Genomic DNA, 19,538 nt, shown 5'->3' on the forward strand with positions numbered 1-19,538 from the left:
GACGGGAGAGTTGTGTGACTCCTCCAACACCAAGTTGTGCATAGACACACCAGGGAGCCGTCGGAGAGGGTGGAACTCGAAGGGGAGTAGTTCCGTCCAGGCCCTCGGTTCGGACGCGGTGCGTCGACATGCTGGCGGTCATCCTGATCCGCCCGGCGTAGCACCTCATTTTGCGAGGCGAACGAGACCTTCGGCCACGGCCTTGACCTGGAGTGCCCAATGCCTGCTGCCCTGATCCGCCGCGTCCTGCTGTGTCTACTCGTTGCAGGCCCAGCCGTCGCCATCCGTGTGTTGGGAGTTGAGTTCTCAGCAGTGGCTGAGGTAGTCGTCTTCGGCGCGGCTGTGGTGGCAGCAGCGTTCCTTCTCGCCTGGGCCGCCGAAGCCGCCCAGAAGGACATCTCGGGCGCCCTCGCCATTGCCTTGCTGGCACTGATCGCAGTTCTCCCGGAGTATGCCGTAGACCTGTACTACGCCTACCGCTCCGGTTCCGATCCGTCCTACCTCCACTTCGCGGCCGCGAACATGACCGGCTCGAACCGGCTGCTACTCGGCTTCGGCTGGCCCCTCGTCGTGGTCGTCGCACTCGTCGTCGCGCGCCGCCAGGCACGCCGGGACGATGCACCCACCCCCAATGCGCTGGAGCTGCCTGTTGCCAGCCGACGAGACGTCGGCTTCCTCGCTATCCTCGGGCTCGTCGCGTTCGTGATCCCGCTCATCGGGAGCATCCCGCTGTGGTTCGGGGTCGGTCTCATCGTCGTGTTCGGCCTCCATCTATGGCGAGCCGCGCAGACCTACGACGCTGACCAGGAGGAGTTCGTAGGCGCGGCAGCGCTGATTGCCGGGCTTGACGCCCGACCGAGGCGCATTCTCGTCGTGGCGATGTTCCTCGTCTCCGGGGCGGTGATCCTGATCTCAGCCGAACCGTTCGCCGATGCACTAGTCGCCTCAGGCTCGGCGCTCGGCATCGACAGCTACTTTCTGGTTCAGTGGCTCGCCCCGCTAGCCTCGGAGGCCCCGGAGTTCATCATCGCGGTGATGTTCGCCGCCCGCGGCAAAGGTGTGGCTGCCATCGGCACGCTGATCGCATCCAAGGTCAACCAGTGGAGCCTGCTGGTCGGCTCACTGCCCGTGGCGCACTTCCTGGGCGGTGGACCCAGTTCGCTGGCTCTAGACAGCCGCCAAGTCGAGGAGTTCACCTTGACGGCCACCCAGACGCTGCTCGGGGTGGCAATCATCCTCGCGCTGCGGTTCCACTGGTGGTCCGCGATCGGGCTCGCCGCGCTCTTCGGCGTCCAGTTCCTCATCACTGACACCACCGGACGGTACGTGCTGAGCGCCATCCACCTCGCCCTCACCATCGGCTTCCTCGTCGCTCATCGACACAGCATCCTCCCCACACTCGTCGCGCCCTTCCACGAGCAGCCCGCAGTCGATCAAGACGAGCCGAAGACCGTTATGGACACCCACGCCTAGGATGACCCCGATGAAGCGCTCTCCTGCCACCCGCATGGTCGAGGACTATGTAACGCTGATCTGGAAAGCCCACGAATGGCCTGGCGGGGAGCCCTCTACAACAGACCTAGCCGCCCAACTCGGCGTGACTCCCTCGACCGTCTCGGCCAACCTAGAACGACTCGCCCGCGACGGACTCATCTCCTACGAGCCTTACGGCCCAATCGAGTTGACCGACGACGGGCGCGCAATCGCGATAGACATCGTTCGACGACACCGAATCGTGGAGACCTATCTCGTCGAGCATCTAGAGCTGTCCTGGGACCAGGTCCACGACGAGGCGAACCACCTGGAGCACGCCGTTTCCGACCTCGTACTGGACCGCATGGACGCCGCACTCGGGCACCCCACCCACGACCCCCACGGAGCCCCGATCCCCGACCCTGACGGACGGATCCCGCCCGATCACAGCCAAGCTCTCAACGAGGCCGAACCCGGCACCTCCGTGCAAGTGCTGCGCGTCTCGGATCGCTCGCCCGACATCCTCCGCTACCTCACCGGACACGGAATCTCGGTCGGTACCAGACTTACCGTCACCGACGTCAGCCCCGCGGCTGCGGCCGTCCGGGTCACCGTCGACGACACTACGATCGACCTCGGCCTCCCGGCCGCCATTGCAGTACGCGTCAGCCCCCGAACAGACCCAGAAGCACACACCCCTGGTCCCGCCTAGGTTCCGCCAATGAAGGGCCTCGGCATGGACAGCGCTCAGCCGGGGCTCACGGGAGCACACAGAGAGCACTGCACATGGCTTATCCCAGCAATCAGCCGGACCCAGACAGCAGGACGGACAAGACCTCGCCCGCGCCGCCGGTCACCTACGCTGAGCAGCTCAGCTGCCAAGCAGGACGACCCGCAGCGCTGCTCGGCATCCTCATCGCGTTCTCGTTCTACTTCACTCTCACGCCATGGATCTCGCTGGCGATCACCGCCGTCTCCCACTACGTGACAGCACCCGACGTGCCTTTCACCGACTTTCAGAGTTATGCCGCCAGCTACCAGATACCCACCGGACTCGCGGCGAACGGCATCGCCATCGCCGGGCTGCTCCTGTGCTGCTGGCTCCTGATGACCCGACTCCACCGTGCCCCGCTTGGACAACTCTCCTCGGTGGAACAACGTCTGCGCCGCGGCTATCTCGGGATATGTCTCGGGATAGCGACCATCCTCATCCTTGGCGGGAGCTTGCTGGTCGGCTACCTCCAAAGCCAGCCCTTCCAGTTCGCGCCGCAGCCGCAGTGGTGGAGCTTCCTTGTCGTCGTGGCAATCGTCACCCCGTGGCAGGCCGCAGCCGAAGAGTACCTCTTCCGCGGCTACCTACTACAGTCGATGACCAGACTCACCGCCAACCCCTGGATCGGGGCCGCCGCATCGTCACTCGTGTTTGCCTCACTCCATGGCGTCCAGAACGCCGCACTGTTCGTAGACAGACTCGCTTTCGGGCTGCTCGCCTCGACCCTCGTGATCCTCACCGGCGGTCTCGAAGCAGGCATCGCGGCTCACATCATCAACAATGTCGGCGCCTACTCCATCGCCGCAATGACCTCCAGCATCGCGCAACTCCGGGCAACGCAGGCGATCTCATGGACCGACGCCCTCACAAACATCACCATCTTCGCCGCCTTCGCCACGGCGGCGACACTCGTCATACGACTACACCGGCTACCCACGAGGATGGATAACGCGGACGCGTCATAGGCCCAACCCCTGTCAACGACTCCCAAACAGGCAACAAAGCGCGCTACCCCACACCTCTCAATCACCACCCACACCGCGGACCCCAGCACGCCGAGCGCCAACGGGCTCCTACTGCTCGCTGCCTGGCCGACCTACGAACGCAGGATCACCGCATCGGGGACACCCCCGCCGCTCACCCAGCGGAGTGATCGCGGCCGGCGGTCGCGTAGCCTCCGCTACCCAAGCGGCGAGAACGCTGACACGGCAGTCAGTGCGATCGCCGCTTGTAGAGGCAGGACCCCATTGCCAAGCGCCATCAGTTGCTGGTTCGGCGGAAGGCCATGTCGTGGATCGGAGAGCCAGGCGGTAGGGAGTCCCATGAGCCACTCCACGAACTCCGGTGCTGGACGCGGGCCATTCTCGTTCCTCAGGAGTGCGGGCGCTGGTGCGACTCGTCCGGTGATGTGCTCCCAACGAGCCACGGCGTGGGCATAGCGTCCCCAGCGGTGAAGATGTCCTCGGTCAGCGACCACAACGTCGCCGAGTCGCTGTGCCTGCTGAGCGAGCCATCCGGTCCGTGGAGCGCGAGGTCGATGATCTGGTGCGAGAGTGCGATCGTGCCCCGTCTCGCCTTCACCTTGTCCAGGGTCTCTCCACCTCGAAGCGAGTCCGACGCGAGCGGGGTTCGGAACAGCGTCTTGACGCTGGGCCAGGAGGAAGATGCGGAACCGGGGGTGAGGAGCGCCGACAAGGGAAGCAGGTAGACCGACCCATCGTGCATCCATCCGCAGGTCGGCCAAATCGCCGAGTACGGCGCCGGCTGCTCGTAGAGGTCGAGTTGCGCTGTCTCCCAGATGCCACGGGTCGGGCTCCAGAGCGCGAAGGGCTGTATCGTCGGGGGTTGCTGCGCAGGGGTTGCGCGGGGCATTGTCGTCTCCTTCGGTGATCGGTCGGATGGCTGGGGACGAGAGCAGACCGCGGACGTTTTCGATGACGACCCATTGGGGTTGCAGCACTTCGATGGCTGTGCCCATGTGCGCCCATAGACCTGAGCGGGTTCCGGGTGCGAGACCGGCGCGCTTGCCGACGGTGGACACGTCTTGGCAGGGGAAGCCGCCGATCAGAATGTCAACGGGCTCGACCTGCGACCAGCTGATCCTTGTGATGTCGCCCAGATTCGGGGCGTCGGGCCAGTGGTGGGCGAAGACCCTGGCCACGGGCTCATTGATCTCAGAGAACCAGACGGTCTCTCCGCCGAAGACATGTTCGACAGCGAGGTCGAGGCCGCCGTATCCCGAGAAGAGCGAACCGATCCTCAGCGGACTCGCGGGATCGGTCGGTGTGTCGTGCATGAATGCTCCGGCTGACGGGATGATCCCCGGCCAGAACTCGCGTGAGTCGTGTCGCCGGGCTGGTCACCTGTCAGGTGCACCACTACGTCGTGCTGACCTGTCCTCGCGGTCGCCGGCCCAGTGCCATCCAGTCCATCGACCAGCAACGTCCATTCACGACAGCCCGCACTCAGGAAGCTCCGCCACACCCTGCCTTTTCTGAGCTGACACGCCTCTTGCAGGTCGAGGTTGAGCCGGCCATGACCGCTTCAGAAGTCACCGGGTGAGGGTGCTCACCTGCCCGGCAGGAGCGGAGGTGGGCATGACGGTTTCGATGCGCGTGATGTCGGCAGGTGACGGCTACAAGTACCTGCTCAAGACCGTCGCGGCAGCCGACGGCAACAGGCCGCTCTCGACGCCGCTTACCCGCTACTACATGGAAGAAGGCACACCGCCCGGCCGCTGGCTCGGCGCAGGCGTAGCGGCCCTCGGCAAGGGCGAGATTCAGGTGGGCGACCGAGTATCGGAACACCAACTCCAGCTCCTCATGGGCACAGGCTGTGATCCGATCACCGGCGACAAGCTCGGCCTGGGCTTCGCGGCATACAAGAACCAGGAGCAGCGAATCGAAGCGCGGATCGCCGACCTCGAACCGACCATGACCCCCGGCGCCAAGGGCGAGGCTGTCGCGCAGATCGTTGCCGAGGAGACTGCCCGCAGCACACGGCGTGCTGTGGCGGGCTTCGACTTCACCTTCTCCATCCCGAAGTCCACGAGCGTGCTGTGGGCAGTCGCGGACGCCGGGGTCCAAGCGCTCATCGGGGAGGCGCATCATCGAGCGGTTGCGGAGGTGGTTGCGTTCATGGAGCGCGAGGTTGCAGCCACCCGCACGGGCGCAACCGTCGGAGATGGCGCGGTTGCACAGGTCGAGGTCACGGGGCTGATCGCGACCGCGTTCGATCACTTCGACTCCCGCGCCGGCGACCCCCACCTCCACACGCACGTGGTCATCAGCAACAAGGTCAAGACCGTCCTCGATGGGAAGTGGCGTTCGCTCGACGGCAGACCGATGCACGCCGCCGTGGTGGCGCTCTCCGAGCTACATGAAGCCGTGTTCGCCGACCATATGACGCGCACCTTCGGCGTCTCGTGGGAGGCCCGAGAGATGGGCCTCGACCACAACCCGGCATGGGCGATCGCGGGAGTGCCCGAGGAACTGGTCGCCGAGTTCTCTACCCGCGCTCGTCACATCGACGCCGAGACCGATCGCCTCATCGCTGAGTACGTCGCAGCGCACGGACGACGACCGGCACCAGCAGCGATCATGAAACTCCGAGCCCGAGCCACACTCGCGACCCGCCCCGAGAAGCAGGTCCGATCCTTGGCTGACCTCACCGCCGAATGGCGGGAGCGCGCCACGAAAGCGTTGGGGCGGGATGCGACGACGTGGGCGCGCGAGGTGACCGACAACGACAAGCCGCTCCTGCTGCATGCCGACGACGTGCCGCTCGATGTCATCGGTGAGCTGGGGCGTTCGGTCGTCGAGGTGGTCGGTGAGAAGCGTTCGACCTGGCGGCGGTGGAATCTCATGGCCGAGGCATCCCGGCAGACGATGGGCTGGCGGTTCGCCACCATGCACGATCGGGAAGCGATCGTCGCGATGGTTGCCGATGCCGCCGAGCTCGTTTCCTTTCGGCTGACGCCCCCCGAACTCGCCTCCTCGCCTGTCGTGTTCCGTCGGCCCGACGGCAGTTCCGTGTTCCGACCGAAGAGCTCGACGGTGTTCACCTCCGAGGCCCAGCTCGCGGCCGAGGACAGACTCCTCGAACGAGCAGCGAACCTGGCCGGGCCGACGGTGCAGCTCGCGACGGTCGAAAAGACCACGCGCAGACCCGCCGCGGATGGTCGAATGCTCGGCGACGACCAAGCCGATGCCTTGACCCGGATCGCGGTGTCGGGGCGGATGCTTGACGTGCTGGTCGGTCCTGCTGGGGCGGGCAAGACCACCGCCATGAGCGCGCTCCGACGAGCGTGGGAAGCCGAGCACGGCTCCGGTTCGGTCGTCGGGTTGGCACCGTCGGCGGTTGCCGCCCAGGTGCTGGCGGACGATCTCGGGATCGCGACGGAGAACACGGCGAAGTGGTGGCAGAACCACCTCATCCACGGCACCACGTTCGAGGCGAGTCAGCTCGTCATCATCGACGAAGCATCCCTGGCCGGCGCCCTGTCGCTGGACCGCATCACCCACCTCGCCCATGAAGCGGGCGCGAAGGTGCTGCTGGTCGGCGACTACGCGCAACTGCAATCCGTGGACGCCGGCGGAGCATTCGCGATGATCGCCAGAGACCGAGCCGACACCCCCGAACTGGTCGACGTTCACCGCTTCACCCACGTCTGGGAGAAGACCGCCTCACTTGAGCTACGCCACGGCCGCACGGCGGCTATCGACACCTACCTCGCCCATCAGCGCATTACCGACGGCGACGGCGAGGCCATGACCGATGCCGCCTACAACGCCTGGCGCGCCGATCGCGACGCGGGACTCGTCTCGGTGCTGATCGCCGAGACCCATGAGGACGTGACCGCGCTGAACGGTCGCGCCCGTGCCGATCTGATCCTCAACAAGACGCTGAACCCCGACCGCGAGGTCGAGCTGCGCGACGGTACCGCCGCCGGCGTTGGCGACACCATCATCACGCGACTCAACAACCGGAACCTGCGCACCCTGGCCGGGCGGGACTGGGTACGCAACGGCGACATCTGGACCGTCACCGCCGTCGGCGACGACAGCACCATCACCATCGCACGCGACTATGGAACCGGCACCACCGTCGGCGACGACGGAACCATCAAGGCTCGCAGGCGTGGGCGCAGGTTCGGCGGCAGCATCGTCCTCCCGGCCTCGTATGTGGCCGAGCATGTCGATCTCGGTTACGCAGTCACCGCCTACCGCGCCCAAGGCATCACGACCGACACTGCGCACGTGCTGGTCGAACCGACCTCGACGAGGGAGACCTTCTACGTCGCGATGACCCGAGGGCGGCACTCGAACCACGCCTACGTGACTCTCGACCGCGCCGACGACCATGCCCAGCCGCACCCTGGCGACGACCCGCATGCCACCGCGCGAAGCGTGCTGTACGGCGTTCTTCAGCACAGCGGGGCCGAACTCTCGGCGCACGAGACCATCGTCGCCGAGCAGGAACAGTGGGGCTCGATCGCCCAGCTCGCCGCCGAGTACGAGACCATCGCCGCCGCAGCCCAACGCGACCGCTGGGCCACTCTCGTTCGGGGCTCCGGGCTCACCGAGGAACAGGCCGAGAGTGCCATCGAGTCCGAGGCGTTCGGCCCGCTCGCGGCTGAACTACGACGCGCTGAATCGAACCATCACAATGTCGATGCCCTCCTGCCGCGCCTCGTGGCCGTGCGCGGGTTCGGTGACGCGGACGACATCGCCGCCGTCCTCCACTACCGAGTCGAGCGGGCGACCGCCCGGCCCGCAGGATCAGGCCGAACCCGCAAGCCAGCACGACTCATCGCCGGCCTGCTCCCACGGGCGCATGGAGTCATCGACGCCGAGATGCGAGCAGCTCTCGACGAGCGAGAGGAACTGATCGAGGCACGCGCCGACGCCACACTCGAAGCCGCGCTCACCGAGAACGCAGCGTGGACGAAGGCACTCGGAACACCGCTCGCCGATCGACGACGAGCCGCGGCCTGGCGCAAGTCCGCACGTGTGGTCGCGGCCTACCGAGACCGGTACCGCATCACCGACGACGCGCCCATCGGTGCCCCGCCCGAGTCGGCCGCGCAGAAGATCGACGCCGCCCGAGCGCGCTCCGCGCTCGACAAGGTACGTCAGCTGGTCGCTGATGAGAGCCGTCAGACAGAGGTCGATCTCCAGGCCGTCAGGCGCGACCAGCCCGGGCCCGGGCGCAGCATCTGACCCTTCCCAATGTCATGACTGGGGCGTAGCCTTGAGGTGAGGCGGATTTCTCCTTATCTTTGGGCCGCTCGCGGCAGACCTTCGGGTCACTCTCCACGCACCGTCTCGACAACGACTCGCGTGTTGAGAGGAGCCCATCATGATCCGCCTACTGTGGACAGCCAGCGCCGAGGTTCGCTACTTCCTGCGTTGCTACATGCCGAGCAACATCCTGCTCGATCTGATCCGCACGAGGAAGGGACTGAAGTGGGGCGTCCCCGCGATGCTCCTGGCCGGTCCCTACCTGGTCATCGCCTTCTGGTGCACCACACTCATTGAGAACGGCGGCCCTGGATGGCTCCACCTCGTCGTGCTGGTCTGCCTCTGGAACGCTCTCAAGATGATGGCCATCGGCCCAGTGAGCGTCGTTCTCCTCGTAAGGGCTCGCGCCCGTGAATACCGCGAGCAGCGGCAGCAGCGGCAGGAGCTCTCCGAGGATGTGCCACTGGGTGAGCTCACTCGAAGCTCTCGCTGAGTTCAGGCTCCGGCGTCCACTGCTGACCGGCGCGCTACAGCGTGCGCGTCGGAGCAGGAGAAGGTGGGCCGACCTGCTCCATGTCGAGTCGCTCTCGTGACACCTGGCCCCGCTCCACGAGCTTGGCGAGGTCCGAAGTGTCCGCCACCAAGGTCGCGATGCCGTCGCGCAACAAGCGGTGCGGTCCTATGCTGGCGGCGCTCGTGACTGGTCCGGGAACGGCACCGACACGTCGGCCGAGCTCGTCGGCTCGCTGGGCAACCAGCAGTGAGCCAGATCGAGCACCCGCTTCGACGATCACCGACGCGTAGGACAGCGCAGCCATCAGCCGGGCTCGGGCGATGACCCGGTGTCGGGTCGGAACGGCACCCGGCGGAACCTCACTGACGAGAAGGCCGACATCAGCGACGCGATCAAGCAGGTCGCGATGGCCGACAGGGTACGGGCGATCGACTCCGTTGGCGAGAATGGCGATCGTGTCGCCACCTGCAGCGAGGGCGGCCTGGTGCGACGCGCCTTCGATCCCGTAGGCACCTCCCGCGACGACAACTCGTTCCTCTGCGGCAACGGAACTGGCGAGTTCCCGAGCCACGTATTCACCGTAGGAGGTGCATGCCCGAGCCCCGGTGATCGTGACGAGATCGCTCATCGGACGCGAGAGGAAGGACGACGTGCCGCGAGTCCACAGCACGTAGGGCGCAACTTCACCAAGATCGTCGAAGGCGGTAGGCCAGTCGTTATCGCCTGGGATGAGTGCTCGAACCCCCGATTGGTGCACCTGGTCGATTCGCCCGGCGAGCTCCCTTGCATCTGGCACCCTGAGGCGTTCGCGCCAGACCTGCGCGTCCACTGGGCTCAGACCGACTACTTCGCGGTCGTGCTCAGCGAGCCAAAGCGTCTCGACTGCTCTGAGCCTGGACAAGATGCGTCCTGTCACCGAGTCATTGGGCTCGACGAGCATGGACAGCACCATCCTCGCGGTGCGCTCGTCGCTCGCGACATCACTCAAACTGGCCATCTTCGGTTCCTCTCGGCGTTCGTTACCGACGAGGTGCGCGGACCGAGCCTCGCGGACACCCACCCTGCTCAGGGGTCCTCTCCCGAGTGAGGCGAAACGGGCGCAGCTACGGAGATTCACCCGGCGGACTCCGAAGAACGGCCTATTCGCGGGAGCGTCCGCGTGGCGAACCACGATGTGATCTGTAACGAGTACTATCCGTAACATGAAGCGTCTAGGCAGCCTGAGTGACGTGGGGCTCACCGAGCTTGATCGCGCGTTACGCCATGAACGCCTACGCCGCCGAGAGGCATGGCGAGATTGCGAGCACTGCGACCAAGCCTTCCTCGGACGAGGTGACGCTCGCTTCTGCTCAGCCCGCTGCCGTGTTGCCGCACACCGGGCAAGGAAGGACTCCAATGACTGACAGCCTGCGTGTCATCGGGTCACGCCGATACGGCACACTCTCACCATTGCGATACCCCGGCGGAAAAGCTGCGCTCGCTGGCTTCTTCGCTGACATCATCGACATTCTTGGCATCAAGGACGCCCGCTACATCGAACCCTACGCCGGAGGTGTGGGCGCGGGGATCGCGCTTCTGCGCGAGGGCATCGTCCAACACTTGGTAGTCAACGACATCGACCCAGCCGTCCACGCCTTCTGGAAGTCCGTCGTTGGCAACAACGCAGAGTTCGTAGAAATGGTGGCGTCAACACCACTCACGATCGACGAGTGGCAGCGCCAGCGCGACGTATATCGCTCACGGGACGAGCGCGATGCACTGCGCCTGGGCTTCGCGTTCTTTTTCTTGAATCGAACCAATCGCTCCGGGATTCTGAACGCCGGCGTTATCGGCGGCCAGCGCCAGGAGGGAAAATACAAGATTGATGCGCGATTCAACCGGCTCACACTCGTCGAGCGGTTGACTGCGATCGGTGCTCTAGCGGATCGAATCACGGTCTCTGATCTGGATGGCCGGACTGTGATCCAGCAGTACTCTCACGATGACCGGTCATTCATGTACATCGACCCGCCCTACGTGCAAGCAGGCTCGCAACTCTATCTCAATGCCTTCGACGGACGAGACCACAAGGCACTCTCGACGATCGTCAACTCCGTTGAAAGTGCACACTGGTTGATGACCTATGACACAGCCCCGCTGATCGAGAAACTGTATCGAGATCAGTTCCAGTGCCGACTGGAACTCACCTACTCCGCCAGGTATCCGGGCCAGGCGGAAGAGCTGCTCGTGGCATCCCCGTCTGTCGCGCGGGCGATCAAGTCGTTGCAGACGACGTCTGCGATGGCGGGCGCAACAAGCGCCTAAGCAGCGGGTTCACGACCTTCCATGCCTGCCGGACGTCATCCGCACTCACGGAAGCATCGGCACTGTGCGCGATGAGGTTGAACCACTGGATCGATCCGTGCTTGTGCGCGTTACCCGACTGGATAGCACTAATGCCTGACTTGAGCGACTTCTCTTGTCCATAGGCCTGCACCACGCGCTTGAATACATCGCTCAACTGTCCAGTGGCGGGGGTTGGAGAGCCCTCGAAATGGACCTTGATGGTGGCCTCCAATACTGAGCGCATGAGGATCGCGGCCGCGATAGGGAGATTCGAGAGGCTGATCTTGCGCAACTCGAAGTATCGCAGCTTGAGATTCAGCGGCGCGTTCTCGTAGTCCAGCCCCGACAGATCAAGCGTGTCCTTCGTGTCTGGATGGTTGGGTCCACGGCTGCCCGTGCCGCCAGGAGGGCCGGGTGGGTTCGGAGCAGCACCACTCCCGCCAGTGTTGGGGCCACCGGGCGCGCCGGACGCGCCACCTTGGGACGGCCCGGATGGCGTCGGTTGCACGGGAGGAGTGGGCGGCGCTGGTTGGGGCGGAGCCGCAGTCGATACGCCGTTGAGGCGATCCACCAGGGACTGATACTCCTGGTTGCGCTTCTTGAACTCTGGTGAGCGAGTGTTGAGACGCCCTGCACGGAACTCGCTGACAAGGTACTCCAAAGCATTGAGCTTCTTCTTCGTCAACTTCACAGCGATCTTCTCAGGCGTCGAGGCCCGCGGCAGAAGCATGCCATCCTTGTCGAACTCGACACCGATCGCGGAGGCAATCTCCTTGCTTCGGTAGGCATACTCGAAGGCCGACATCGCCAGGTCGTCACTTGCGGCGTACTGCCGGAGGGTGTGATCGGAGAATGGCGCTGCGCTGAGGAAGCGCCGCATCACGGCCATCCGCATGAACCTGGCAACCTCGACATCCGGGTACTGTGCCTTCACATCGTCGACCGTGGTCTGCTCGTCGACGAGCGAATAGTAGAAGGTTGCCTGCTGATCGCGACTCCAGCGCCTCTTCGAGATGCCGGTGTGCAACCTCGCGACGTGAGGTGCAGCCGTCGCCCGGTCGGGAGCGACGATGACACGGATTCGTTCGGGGAGATTCTCCGCCTCCACTGCGTACCGCTTCAGCAGCGCGCGAATCTCTGCCTCATGGCCGGGCACGATCGTCGGGTCCTGAAGCGCCTTGAGCGCGCTAACTCGACGGTTGCCTTCCAGCACGGTGTATGGGGAGCTACCGCCGGACGCTGATGCCGACGTCACGATCGGGACTTCGTTGTCGAAGTAGCCGTCACGGAGGATCAGGCGCGCCGCTCCGAGGACGTCCTCGGATGCAAACAGGTACTTCAGCGCACCTGCTTCGTCGTCGCGGCGTGTCGGTATGCGGTAGTTCTCCAGGTCGAGAAGGAGCTGTTCGAGGTCGACCTCGACTATCGGTAGCTGCTCGTAAGCCATATCCAGCCCTGCTCTCGTGCTCCGTCCGGCGATCCACGCCCTCGGTGCCGAACTGGCGAGAGCAGTCGTTCGTCTCCAACGGTAGCTGCACGCCTCGCTCTCCGGGCTGAGACACGTCGGGAGCGACGATGTCCGCCGAAACCCTCTGCGCCATCAGCGGCCCAGAGCGGCGCTACGAACTGCTGGCGGACTCATCCGCAATGAGTCCAGCCTCGACCAGTGCTGCGCGCACGGCCTTGCGGTCCACGCCCATCCGGCGGCCGATCGCGCGCATCGAGACGCCCGCGCGTGCGAGGCGCACGGCCTCGGCCTTCTCGTCGATCCCGAGCCCTGGTCGGCGGCTCGGCACGTTGCGGCGACGTAGGTGAGCGAACACGGTGGCGCGGTGGATACCGTACCTCTCGGCGAGGGCCTTGACGCTCATCCCGGCCAGGTAGTCGCCGACGAGCGCATCCACCTCGGAGGCGGTGAGAAAAGTTTGAGCCGTCTCGACAGTCCTCACGACGGGGCCACGATCGTCCTTCGGAGCGGTATCCTGGGGACGTCGGGAGACCTCGTAGACCCCACGGTCTAGGCGGCTGACCAGGATTTTTGTCTTGGGGGCGGAGTTGCCGAACGTGCTACTCAGGCACCCCGTATCGGCGAGGCTCACACCTTCGGCCAGTGGAGACTCTGGCCTGGTGTGAGCCTCGCTCGCTTCTGGCCTGATGTGAGCCTCCTCCCCTCGGGTTCCCGGCCTCCGACCGCCCCGCCTCCACGCAGCGGCGCCACCCGTGAGCAGGTCAGTCACCGGGCGCGGGTCACTCCCGCGATTCGTGGCGCGACGACCGAGCGCGCCACGACTGACCATTCGTGGTGCCACCGCTCACCGTCTGGCGAACGCATCGGTCCCGATTCCGCTCCGGAAGTCGATGTCCACCCACCGACCTGACAGGTACCGTGGATGGATCAGGGTGCCCCGACGCGGAGGCGGTCATGACCACACAGCAGCAGGCCCGTCCGGCCGATGCCGGCCCAGGGCCCAGTGAACGCGAGGCACGGACGGTCGCCGAGGCGGCCCGCGAGCAGGAGTGGACGAAGCCCAGCTTCGGGCGCGAACTCTTCCTCGGCCGGCTACGCCTCGATCTGATCGAACCGTGGCCCACCCCCGACGCCGCGGACCGGGCCGCCGGCGAAGCCTTCCTCGCCCGGCTCACCGACTACATGCGCACCGTCGACGGCGCCGCGATCGAGCGCGACGACCGCATCCCCGACGAGGTGTTCGCCGGCCTGGCGGAGCTCGGCGCCTTCGGGATGAACATTTCCGCAGCGTACGGCGGGCTGGGCCTGAGCCACCTCTACTACGTACGGGCCCTCGCGGTCGTCGGCTCGGTGAGCCCGTCGCTCGCAGCCCTGCTGAGCGCTCACCAGTCCATCGGTGTCCCGCAGCCGGTGGCGATGTTCGGCTCGGATGAGCAGAAGCGTACGTATCTCCCCCGCGTCGCCGCCGGCGAGGTGTCGGCCTTCATGCTCACCGAACCCGACGTGGGCTCCGACCCCGCACGGCTGGCCACCTCGGCCACCCCGACCGAGGACGGCAGCGGCTACCTCCTCAACGGGGTCAAGCTGTGGGCGACCAACGGACCGGTCGCCTCGCTCCTGGTGGTGATGGCCCGGGTGCCGGCGGTCGACGGGCACCGCGCCGGCATCACCGCCTTCGTCGTCGAGGCCGACTCGCCCGGGATCACCGTGGAGGCCCGCAACAGCTTCGTCGGTCTGCGCGGCCTGGAGAACTCCGTCACCCGCTTCCACGACGTCTTCGTGCCGGCCGCCAACGTCATCGGCACCGAGGGCCGCGGCCTGAAGATCGCCCTCACCACGCTCAACACCGGGCGGCTCTCGTTGCCGGCACTGTGTGTCGGCAACGCCAAGTGGGCGGTGGCGACCGCCCGGGGCTGGGGCACCCATCGGGTGCAGTGGGGGCGGCCGGTCGGCGACCACGAGGCCGTGGCCACCCGGATCGGGTTCATGGCCGGGACCGCGTACGGCATGGAGTCGATGCTCGACCTGTGCGCGATGCTCGCCGACGAGGAGACCAACGACATCCGGATCGAAGCTGCGCTGCTCAAGCTCTATGCCTCGGAGATGGCCTGGCGGGTCACCGACGACGTGGTGCAGATCCGCGGCGGCCGCGGCTACGAGACGGCCGCCTCGCAGGCGGCACGCGGCGAGCGGGTGGTCAGGGCCGAGCAGATGCTGCGCGACATCCGGATCAACCGGACCTTCGAGGGGTCCAGCGAGATCATGCACCTGCTGATCGCCCGCGAGGCGGTCGACGCCCACCTGGCGGTGGCCGGCGCCATCATCGACCCCGAGACGAGTCGGCAGGAGAAGCTGCGGGCGGTCGGGCGAGCCACCGGGTTCTACGCCGGCTGGCTGCCGACGCTGGTCACCGGGCCAGGCATGATCGCCACCTCGTACGCCCGCTACGGCGAACTCGCCGGTCACCTGCGCTACGTCGAGCGCTCCACCCGACGGCTGGCCCGATCGGTCTTCTACGGGATGGCCCGCTGGCAGGGCCGGTTGGAACACCGACAGGCACTGCTGGGCCGGATCGTCGACATCGGCGCCGAACTGTTCGCGATGAGTGCCTCCTGCGTCCGGGCGACCGCCGAGCGGGACGTACGCCCGGAGGGCCCGGAGCTGGCCGACGTGTTCTGCCGGCAGGCGCGGGTGCGGGTCGACGCCCTCTTCACCGCCCTGTGGTCGAACTCCGACGCCAGCGACCGGGCGGCGGCGAAGAAGGTGCTCGCCGGCGACTACCTCTTCCTGGAGGAGGGCATCCTCCCCGACGAGGACGACCGGCCGTGGGTCGCCACCTGGGAGCCCGGCCCGTCGACGAAACCGGATCGGCGCCGGCGGATCCCACGGCCCGGCGGCGGTGGCACGGTCTGACCCGCGGCCCGGCGGCAAGTGGCACGGTCTGACCCGCGGCCCGGGCGCATGCCGGCCCGGGCCGCTCAGTCGATCTCCTCGCCGGCGAGTGCCTTGGCGGCCAGACGCTCCTCCTCGCTGACCTCCCAGACCTCCCAGGCGGCGCGGACCGCGAGCAGGATGATGCCGCAGCCCAGGATCAGGTCCGGCCAGCCCGAACGGGTCCCCACCGTCAGCAGACCCATGGCGATCACCGCGACATTGACCAGCACGTCGTTGCGTGCCGAGAGGAACGCCGCCCTCGAGAGCGATCCCCCGGTGTGGCGCACCCGGACCAGCAGCAGCGCACTGACCCCGTTGATCACGATGGCGCCGAGCGACGCCAACACCAGCGGAAGGACCTTGGGCGCCGTCGGCTCGGCGAACCGCTGCACCGCCTCGACCGCGGCATAGATCGCCGGCCCGAGGATGATCACCGCCATCAGCTTGCCCATCAGAGCCCGGTGGACCAGCGGCCAGCCGAGGGCGACGAAGATGAGCAGGTTGACCGAGGTGTCCTCGAGGAAGTCGACGCTGTCGGCCAGCAGTGACACCGATCCGGCTCCGACGGCGACGAAGAACTCGACGAAGAAGTAGGCGAAATTGAGGGCGGCGACGGTCAGGACGACCCGGCGGAGTCGGGGGGCGACATCGTTCACGTCGATCACGTGCGGAGTGCTCACCCGGCCCAGTCTGCCTCGGTGGGTCCGGCCTAGTCGAAGTCGAAGGTCGGATAGGAACGTACGGCCCCCCGGCGTGCCACGGTCCGGGTCGCCTGGCGGACGGCCGCGGCGGTCGCCTCCTGCACGCCCAGGCCGACCGCCAGGCCGGCCGCGAGCACGCCGACGAAGGCGTCCCCCGCCCCGGCCGGGTCGACGACCTCGGTGGGCTCGGCCAGCATCACCTCGACCGGCCGGCGGGACGGCACCACGACGGCCCCGTACGCCCCCATGCTCACCACGACCGACCGGCCGCGCGCGGCCAACCTGACCGCCATGTCCTCGATCTCGGCGACGTCACCGGAGACCGGCGCACCGCACAGCGCCGCCGCCTCGCTCTCGTTGACCACGAGCACCGCCACACCTGCGTAGAGGTCGGGATCGATCTCCGTCGCCGGAGCCGCGTGGTAGACCAGCCGCCCGGGCCATTCCGCGGACAACCGGATCGTCTCCCTCACCACGCCCGCCCCGACCTGGCCCTGGAGCAGCACCACCGAGGAGGTCGCGAGCCGGTCGGCGACATCCTGGACCGCCGCGACGTCGGTCAGCTCGTTCGCCCCCGGGATGAGGACCGTACGATGCTCGCCGGGGGCCACCAGCCGGACGCTGCGCCCGGTGCGGGCGCCGTCGTGCACCGAGACGAGCTCGGTGGAGACGCCGAAGCCGGCGAGTTCGCCGAGCAGCTCGCGGCCCTCCGGATCGTCGCCGATCGCCGCGACCAGACGGGCCTCGACCCCGGTCCGCGCCACGGCCACGGCCTGGTTGGCACCCCGGCCGCCGAGGCCGGGATGGGTCGGTATGGCGACCACCGCCTCCCCCGGTGCCGGGAGCCGATCGACGCTCAGGACGGTCTCGACCGAGACGCTGCCCACCACATCGACGCGTGTTGCGCTCTCGATGCTCACGGTCGGCCCCCTTCATTGCGGTGAGCCGGAGTTTAGCCCTGCCTCCGCGGCACCCGGAGAGCGGTCCCGGGGACAGGAAAGAACGCCGGACGGAGCCCCGGCGGGCGTGGTGGAGAATAGGCCCCATGGCATCGACTCTCGAACGTCCGGGGGCGCCGTCCGGCCTCGGCCCCGCCTCCCGGCTGCGTCTGGCGACAGCGGTGGGCGCCGGCCGACTGGCGGCCACCCTGTCCCGGCTGGCCGGCAAGGGCTCCGGCGCCTCGATCCGCGGTCAGGTGATGACCCGGATCGACCCCGAGGCGCTCGCCAAGCTGCTGCAGGGCCGCCGGATCGCGGCGGTCTCCGGCACGAACGGGAAGACGACGACCACCCATCTGCTGGCGGCGGCGATCCGCTCAGGGCTCGGGGCGCACGACGCCGACCGGGTGGTCACCAACGCCGACGGGGCGAACCTCCACTACGGCATCGCCTCGGCGCTCTCCCAGGCGCCGCGGGCCGACCTGGCCATCCTGGAGACCGACGAGCGGGTGGTCGCCGACATCATCCGGCTCGGCCGGCCCGAGGTGCTGGTGTTGCTCAACTTCTCCCGCGACCAACTGGACCGCAACCACGAGATCAAGAAGCTGGCCCGGTCCTGGCGCGATGCGCTGGCCGCCGCCGGCGAGGACGGGCCGGTGGTCGTCGCCAATGCCGAGGAGCCGCTGGTGGTGTGGGCGGCCCGGGCCGCGAAGCGCGTGGTGTGGGTCGACACCGCCTCCACCTGGCAGGAGGACGCCACCATGTGTCCGGACTGCGGCGCGATCCTGCTGCGCCGCAACCCGCATCCGGAGACCGGCGACCCGGGCGACTGGGACTGTCCGGCCTGTTCGATGACCGAGCCCAGCGCTGCGATCCGGGTGGAGAACGGGCAGATCATCGACCGCCACGGGGTGGCCCACGACCCACAGCTCCAGGTGCCCGGCGGGTTCAACGTCGGCAACGCCGCCTGCGCCCTCGCCGCCGCCGAGCAGCTCGGGGTCGGCGTGCAGGACGCCCTGGCCGGCATGCGGACGGTCACCTCCCCGGCCGGCCGGTTCGCCACGACGCAGTACGGCACCACCTCGGCCCGGCTGCTGCTGGCGAAGAACCCGGCCGGCTGGCACGAGGCGCTGCCCCTGCTGCAGTCCGACACCGTCGTGCTGGCGATCGACGCGGTCGCCGCGGACGGCCGCGACCTGTCGTGGATGTGGGACGTGGACTACGAGCAGCTGGCCGGCAAGAAGGTCATCGCGACCGGCCCGCGGGCACAGGACCTGGCCGTACGGCTCGCGTACGCCGAGGTGGAGTGCACGGTGATCACCGATCTCGCCGCCGCGCTCACCGACCTGGGACGTCACGTCGACGTACTCTCGACCTACACCCCGTTCCAGAAGCTGCGCAAGCTCGGAGGCCTGGCATGACGCGGTCCGTCCACATCGTCCTCGTCTACCAGTCGTTGCTGGGCATCTACGGGGACCGCGGCAACGCCACCGTGCTGATGCGACGCCTGCAGTGGCGTGGCTTCGAGCCGAGGCTCACCGTCGCCGAGCCGGGCCGCCCGTTGCCCGACGACGCCGACGTCTACCTGTTGGGCGGCGGCGAGGACGGGGCACAGACCACCGCCGTACGCCTCCTGCAGCAGGAGGGCACCCTGCACCGGGCCGCCGACCGCGGCGCGGTCGTTTTCGCGGTGTGCGCCGGCTACCAGATCCTCGGCACCACGTTCACCATCGGCGAACGCGACGAGGTGATGCCGGGTCTGGGCCTGCTCGACATCTCCACCCGGCGCGGGGAGCAACGCGCCGTCGGGGAGATCCTCACCCGCCTGCGCCCGTTGCCGGGCGACGTCACCCCGCTGACCGGCGACGACGCCCTGGTCACCGGCTTCGAGAACCACGGCGGGATGACCACGCTGGGACCGGACGCCGCGCCGTTGGCCGACGTGGAGATCGGTGTCGGCAACGGTGACGAGGCACGCACCGAGGGCGCCGTCCAAGGATCGGTCGTCGGCACCTACCCGCACGGCCCGGTGCTGGCCCGCAACCCCGGACTGGCCGACTTCCTGCTCGAGACGGCCCTGGGGACCCGCCTCGACCCGCTCCCGGTGGCTCCCCTCCCGGCGCTGCGACGAGAACGGGTGGCAGCGATCCGCGCCACCTCCCGGGCCTGAC

15 protein-coding genes and 1 pseudogene are annotated in these 19,538 nt (G+C 67.4%); 9 read left to right on the forward strand and 7 right to left on the reverse strand.

The window, feature by feature from the left end; genetic code table 11:
• Positions 1–219: 219 nt before the first annotated feature.
• The 3 genes from R0146_RS15675 (at position 220) to R0146_RS15685 (ending at position 3,210) form a co-directional block, all read left to right on the forward strand.
• On the forward strand, positions 220–1,473 hold the full coding sequence (locus tag R0146_RS15675) for a calcium:cation antiporter family protein (protein ID WP_073186132.1): 1,254 nt from the start codon (positions 220–222) through the stop codon (positions 1,471–1,473).
• Between the two features lie 10 nt (positions 1,474–1,483).
• Positions 1,484–2,185, forward strand: a complete 702-nt coding sequence (locus R0146_RS15680; protein WP_317690736.1) for a metal-dependent transcriptional regulator — start codon at positions 1,484–1,486, stop codon at positions 2,183–2,185.
• A gap of 74 nt (positions 2,186–2,259) precedes the next feature.
• The gene (locus R0146_RS15685) at positions 2,260–3,210 is read left to right on the forward strand and encodes a CPBP family intramembrane glutamic endopeptidase (RefSeq protein WP_317690737.1); all 951 of its coding nucleotides are present in this window, start codon (positions 2,260–2,262) and stop codon (positions 3,208–3,210) included.
• A gap of 406 nt (positions 3,211–3,616) precedes the next feature.
• Here the strand turns inward: R0146_RS15685 and R0146_RS15690 are convergent, their stop codons facing one another.
• Both R0146_RS15690 and R0146_RS15695 read right to left on the reverse strand, forming a co-directional pair.
• Positions 3,617–4,117, reverse strand: coding sequence for a hypothetical protein (locus tag R0146_RS15690; RefSeq protein ID WP_226997256.1), 501 nt, complete (start codon positions 4,115–4,117; stop codon positions 3,617–3,619).
• Between the two features lie 46 nt (positions 4,118–4,163).
• Positions 4,164–4,541 (reverse strand): annotated as a pseudogene (locus tag R0146_RS15695) (DNA cytosine methyltransferase); the annotation flags it as partial.
• 301 nt (positions 4,542–4,842) lie between these two features.
• Here R0146_RS15695 and mobF point away from each other — a divergent pair.
• Both mobF and R0146_RS15705 read left to right on the forward strand, forming a co-directional pair.
• Positions 4,843–8,466 (forward strand): MobF family relaxase, encoded by a 3,624-nt coding sequence (gene mobF / locus R0146_RS15700; RefSeq protein WP_084189324.1) that lies wholly within the window; start codon positions 4,843–4,845, stop codon positions 8,464–8,466.
• A gap of 139 nt (positions 8,467–8,605) precedes the next feature.
• Positions 8,606–8,980, forward strand: a complete 375-nt coding sequence (locus tag R0146_RS15705) for a sulfate permease (protein ID WP_073186128.1) — start codon at positions 8,606–8,608, stop codon at positions 8,978–8,980.
• 34 nt (positions 8,981–9,014) lie between these two features.
• Here the strand turns inward: R0146_RS15705 and R0146_RS15710 are convergent, their stop codons facing one another.
• A complete protein-coding gene (locus R0146_RS15710; RefSeq protein WP_073186127.1) occupies positions 9,015–9,998 on the reverse strand; it encodes a DNA-processing protein DprA in 984 nt (327 codons plus the stop codon).
• Positions 9,999–10,264: 266 nt separating this feature from the next.
• Between R0146_RS15710 and R0146_RS15715 the strand changes: the two genes are divergently transcribed.
• Positions 10,265–11,305 carry a DNA adenine methylase gene (locus R0146_RS15715; RefSeq protein ID WP_300148879.1) on the forward strand — a complete coding sequence of 347 codons (1,041 nt, stop codon included), beginning with the start codon at positions 10,265–10,267 and terminating at the stop codon, positions 11,303–11,305.
• Here the strand turns inward: R0146_RS15715 and R0146_RS15720 are convergent.
• Both R0146_RS15720 and R0146_RS15725 read right to left on the reverse strand, forming a co-directional pair.
• A complete protein-coding gene (locus R0146_RS15720) occupies positions 11,256–12,773 on the reverse strand; it encodes a hypothetical protein (RefSeq protein ID WP_073186125.1) in 1,518 nt (505 codons plus the stop codon). The genes R0146_RS15715 and R0146_RS15720 overlap by 50 nt on opposite strands.
• Before the next feature lie 172 nt (positions 12,774–12,945).
• Complete coding sequence (locus tag R0146_RS15725) at positions 12,946–13,425, reverse strand: hypothetical protein (protein ID WP_317690738.1); 480 nt, start codon at positions 13,423–13,425, stop codon at positions 12,946–12,948.
• A gap of 323 nt (positions 13,426–13,748) precedes the next feature.
• Here R0146_RS15725 and R0146_RS15730 point away from each other — a divergent pair, with 323 nt between their 5' ends.
• The gene (locus R0146_RS15730; RefSeq protein WP_317690740.1) at positions 13,749–15,707 is read left to right on the forward strand and encodes an acyl-CoA dehydrogenase family protein; all 1,959 of its coding nucleotides are present in this window, start codon (positions 13,749–13,751) and stop codon (positions 15,705–15,707) included.
• Between the two features lie 65 nt (positions 15,708–15,772).
• Here R0146_RS15730 and R0146_RS15735 read toward each other — a convergent pair whose 3' ends face one another.
• Together R0146_RS15735 and R0146_RS15740 are read right to left on the reverse strand one after the other, a co-directional pair.
• A complete protein-coding gene (locus R0146_RS15735) occupies positions 15,773–16,408 on the reverse strand; it encodes a cation efflux transmembrane domain-containing protein (RefSeq protein WP_317690741.1) in 636 nt (211 codons plus the stop codon).
• Between the two features lie 29 nt (positions 16,409–16,437).
• Complete coding sequence (locus R0146_RS15740; RefSeq protein WP_317690742.1) at positions 16,438–17,349, reverse strand: ribokinase; 912 nt, start codon at positions 17,347–17,349, stop codon at positions 16,438–16,440.
• A gap of 278 nt (positions 17,350–17,627) precedes the next feature.
• Between R0146_RS15740 and R0146_RS15745 the strand changes: the two genes are divergently transcribed.
• The gene (locus tag R0146_RS15745; protein WP_317692438.1) at positions 17,628–18,788 is read left to right on the forward strand and encodes a Mur ligase family protein; all 1,161 of its coding nucleotides are present in this window, start codon (positions 17,628–17,630) and stop codon (positions 18,786–18,788) included.
• Positions 18,785–19,537, forward strand: a complete 753-nt coding sequence (locus tag R0146_RS15750) for a type 1 glutamine amidotransferase (protein ID WP_317690743.1) — start codon at positions 18,785–18,787, stop codon at positions 19,535–19,537. The genes R0146_RS15745 and R0146_RS15750 overlap by 4 nt, the downstream gene beginning before the upstream one ends.
• Position 19,538: the final 1 nt, after the last annotated feature.

This window comes from Raineyella sp. LH-20, from assembly GCF_033110965.1.
In the GTDB taxonomy this organism is placed as follows: Bacteria; Actinomycetota; Actinomycetes; order Propionibacteriales; family Propionibacteriaceae; genus Raineyella.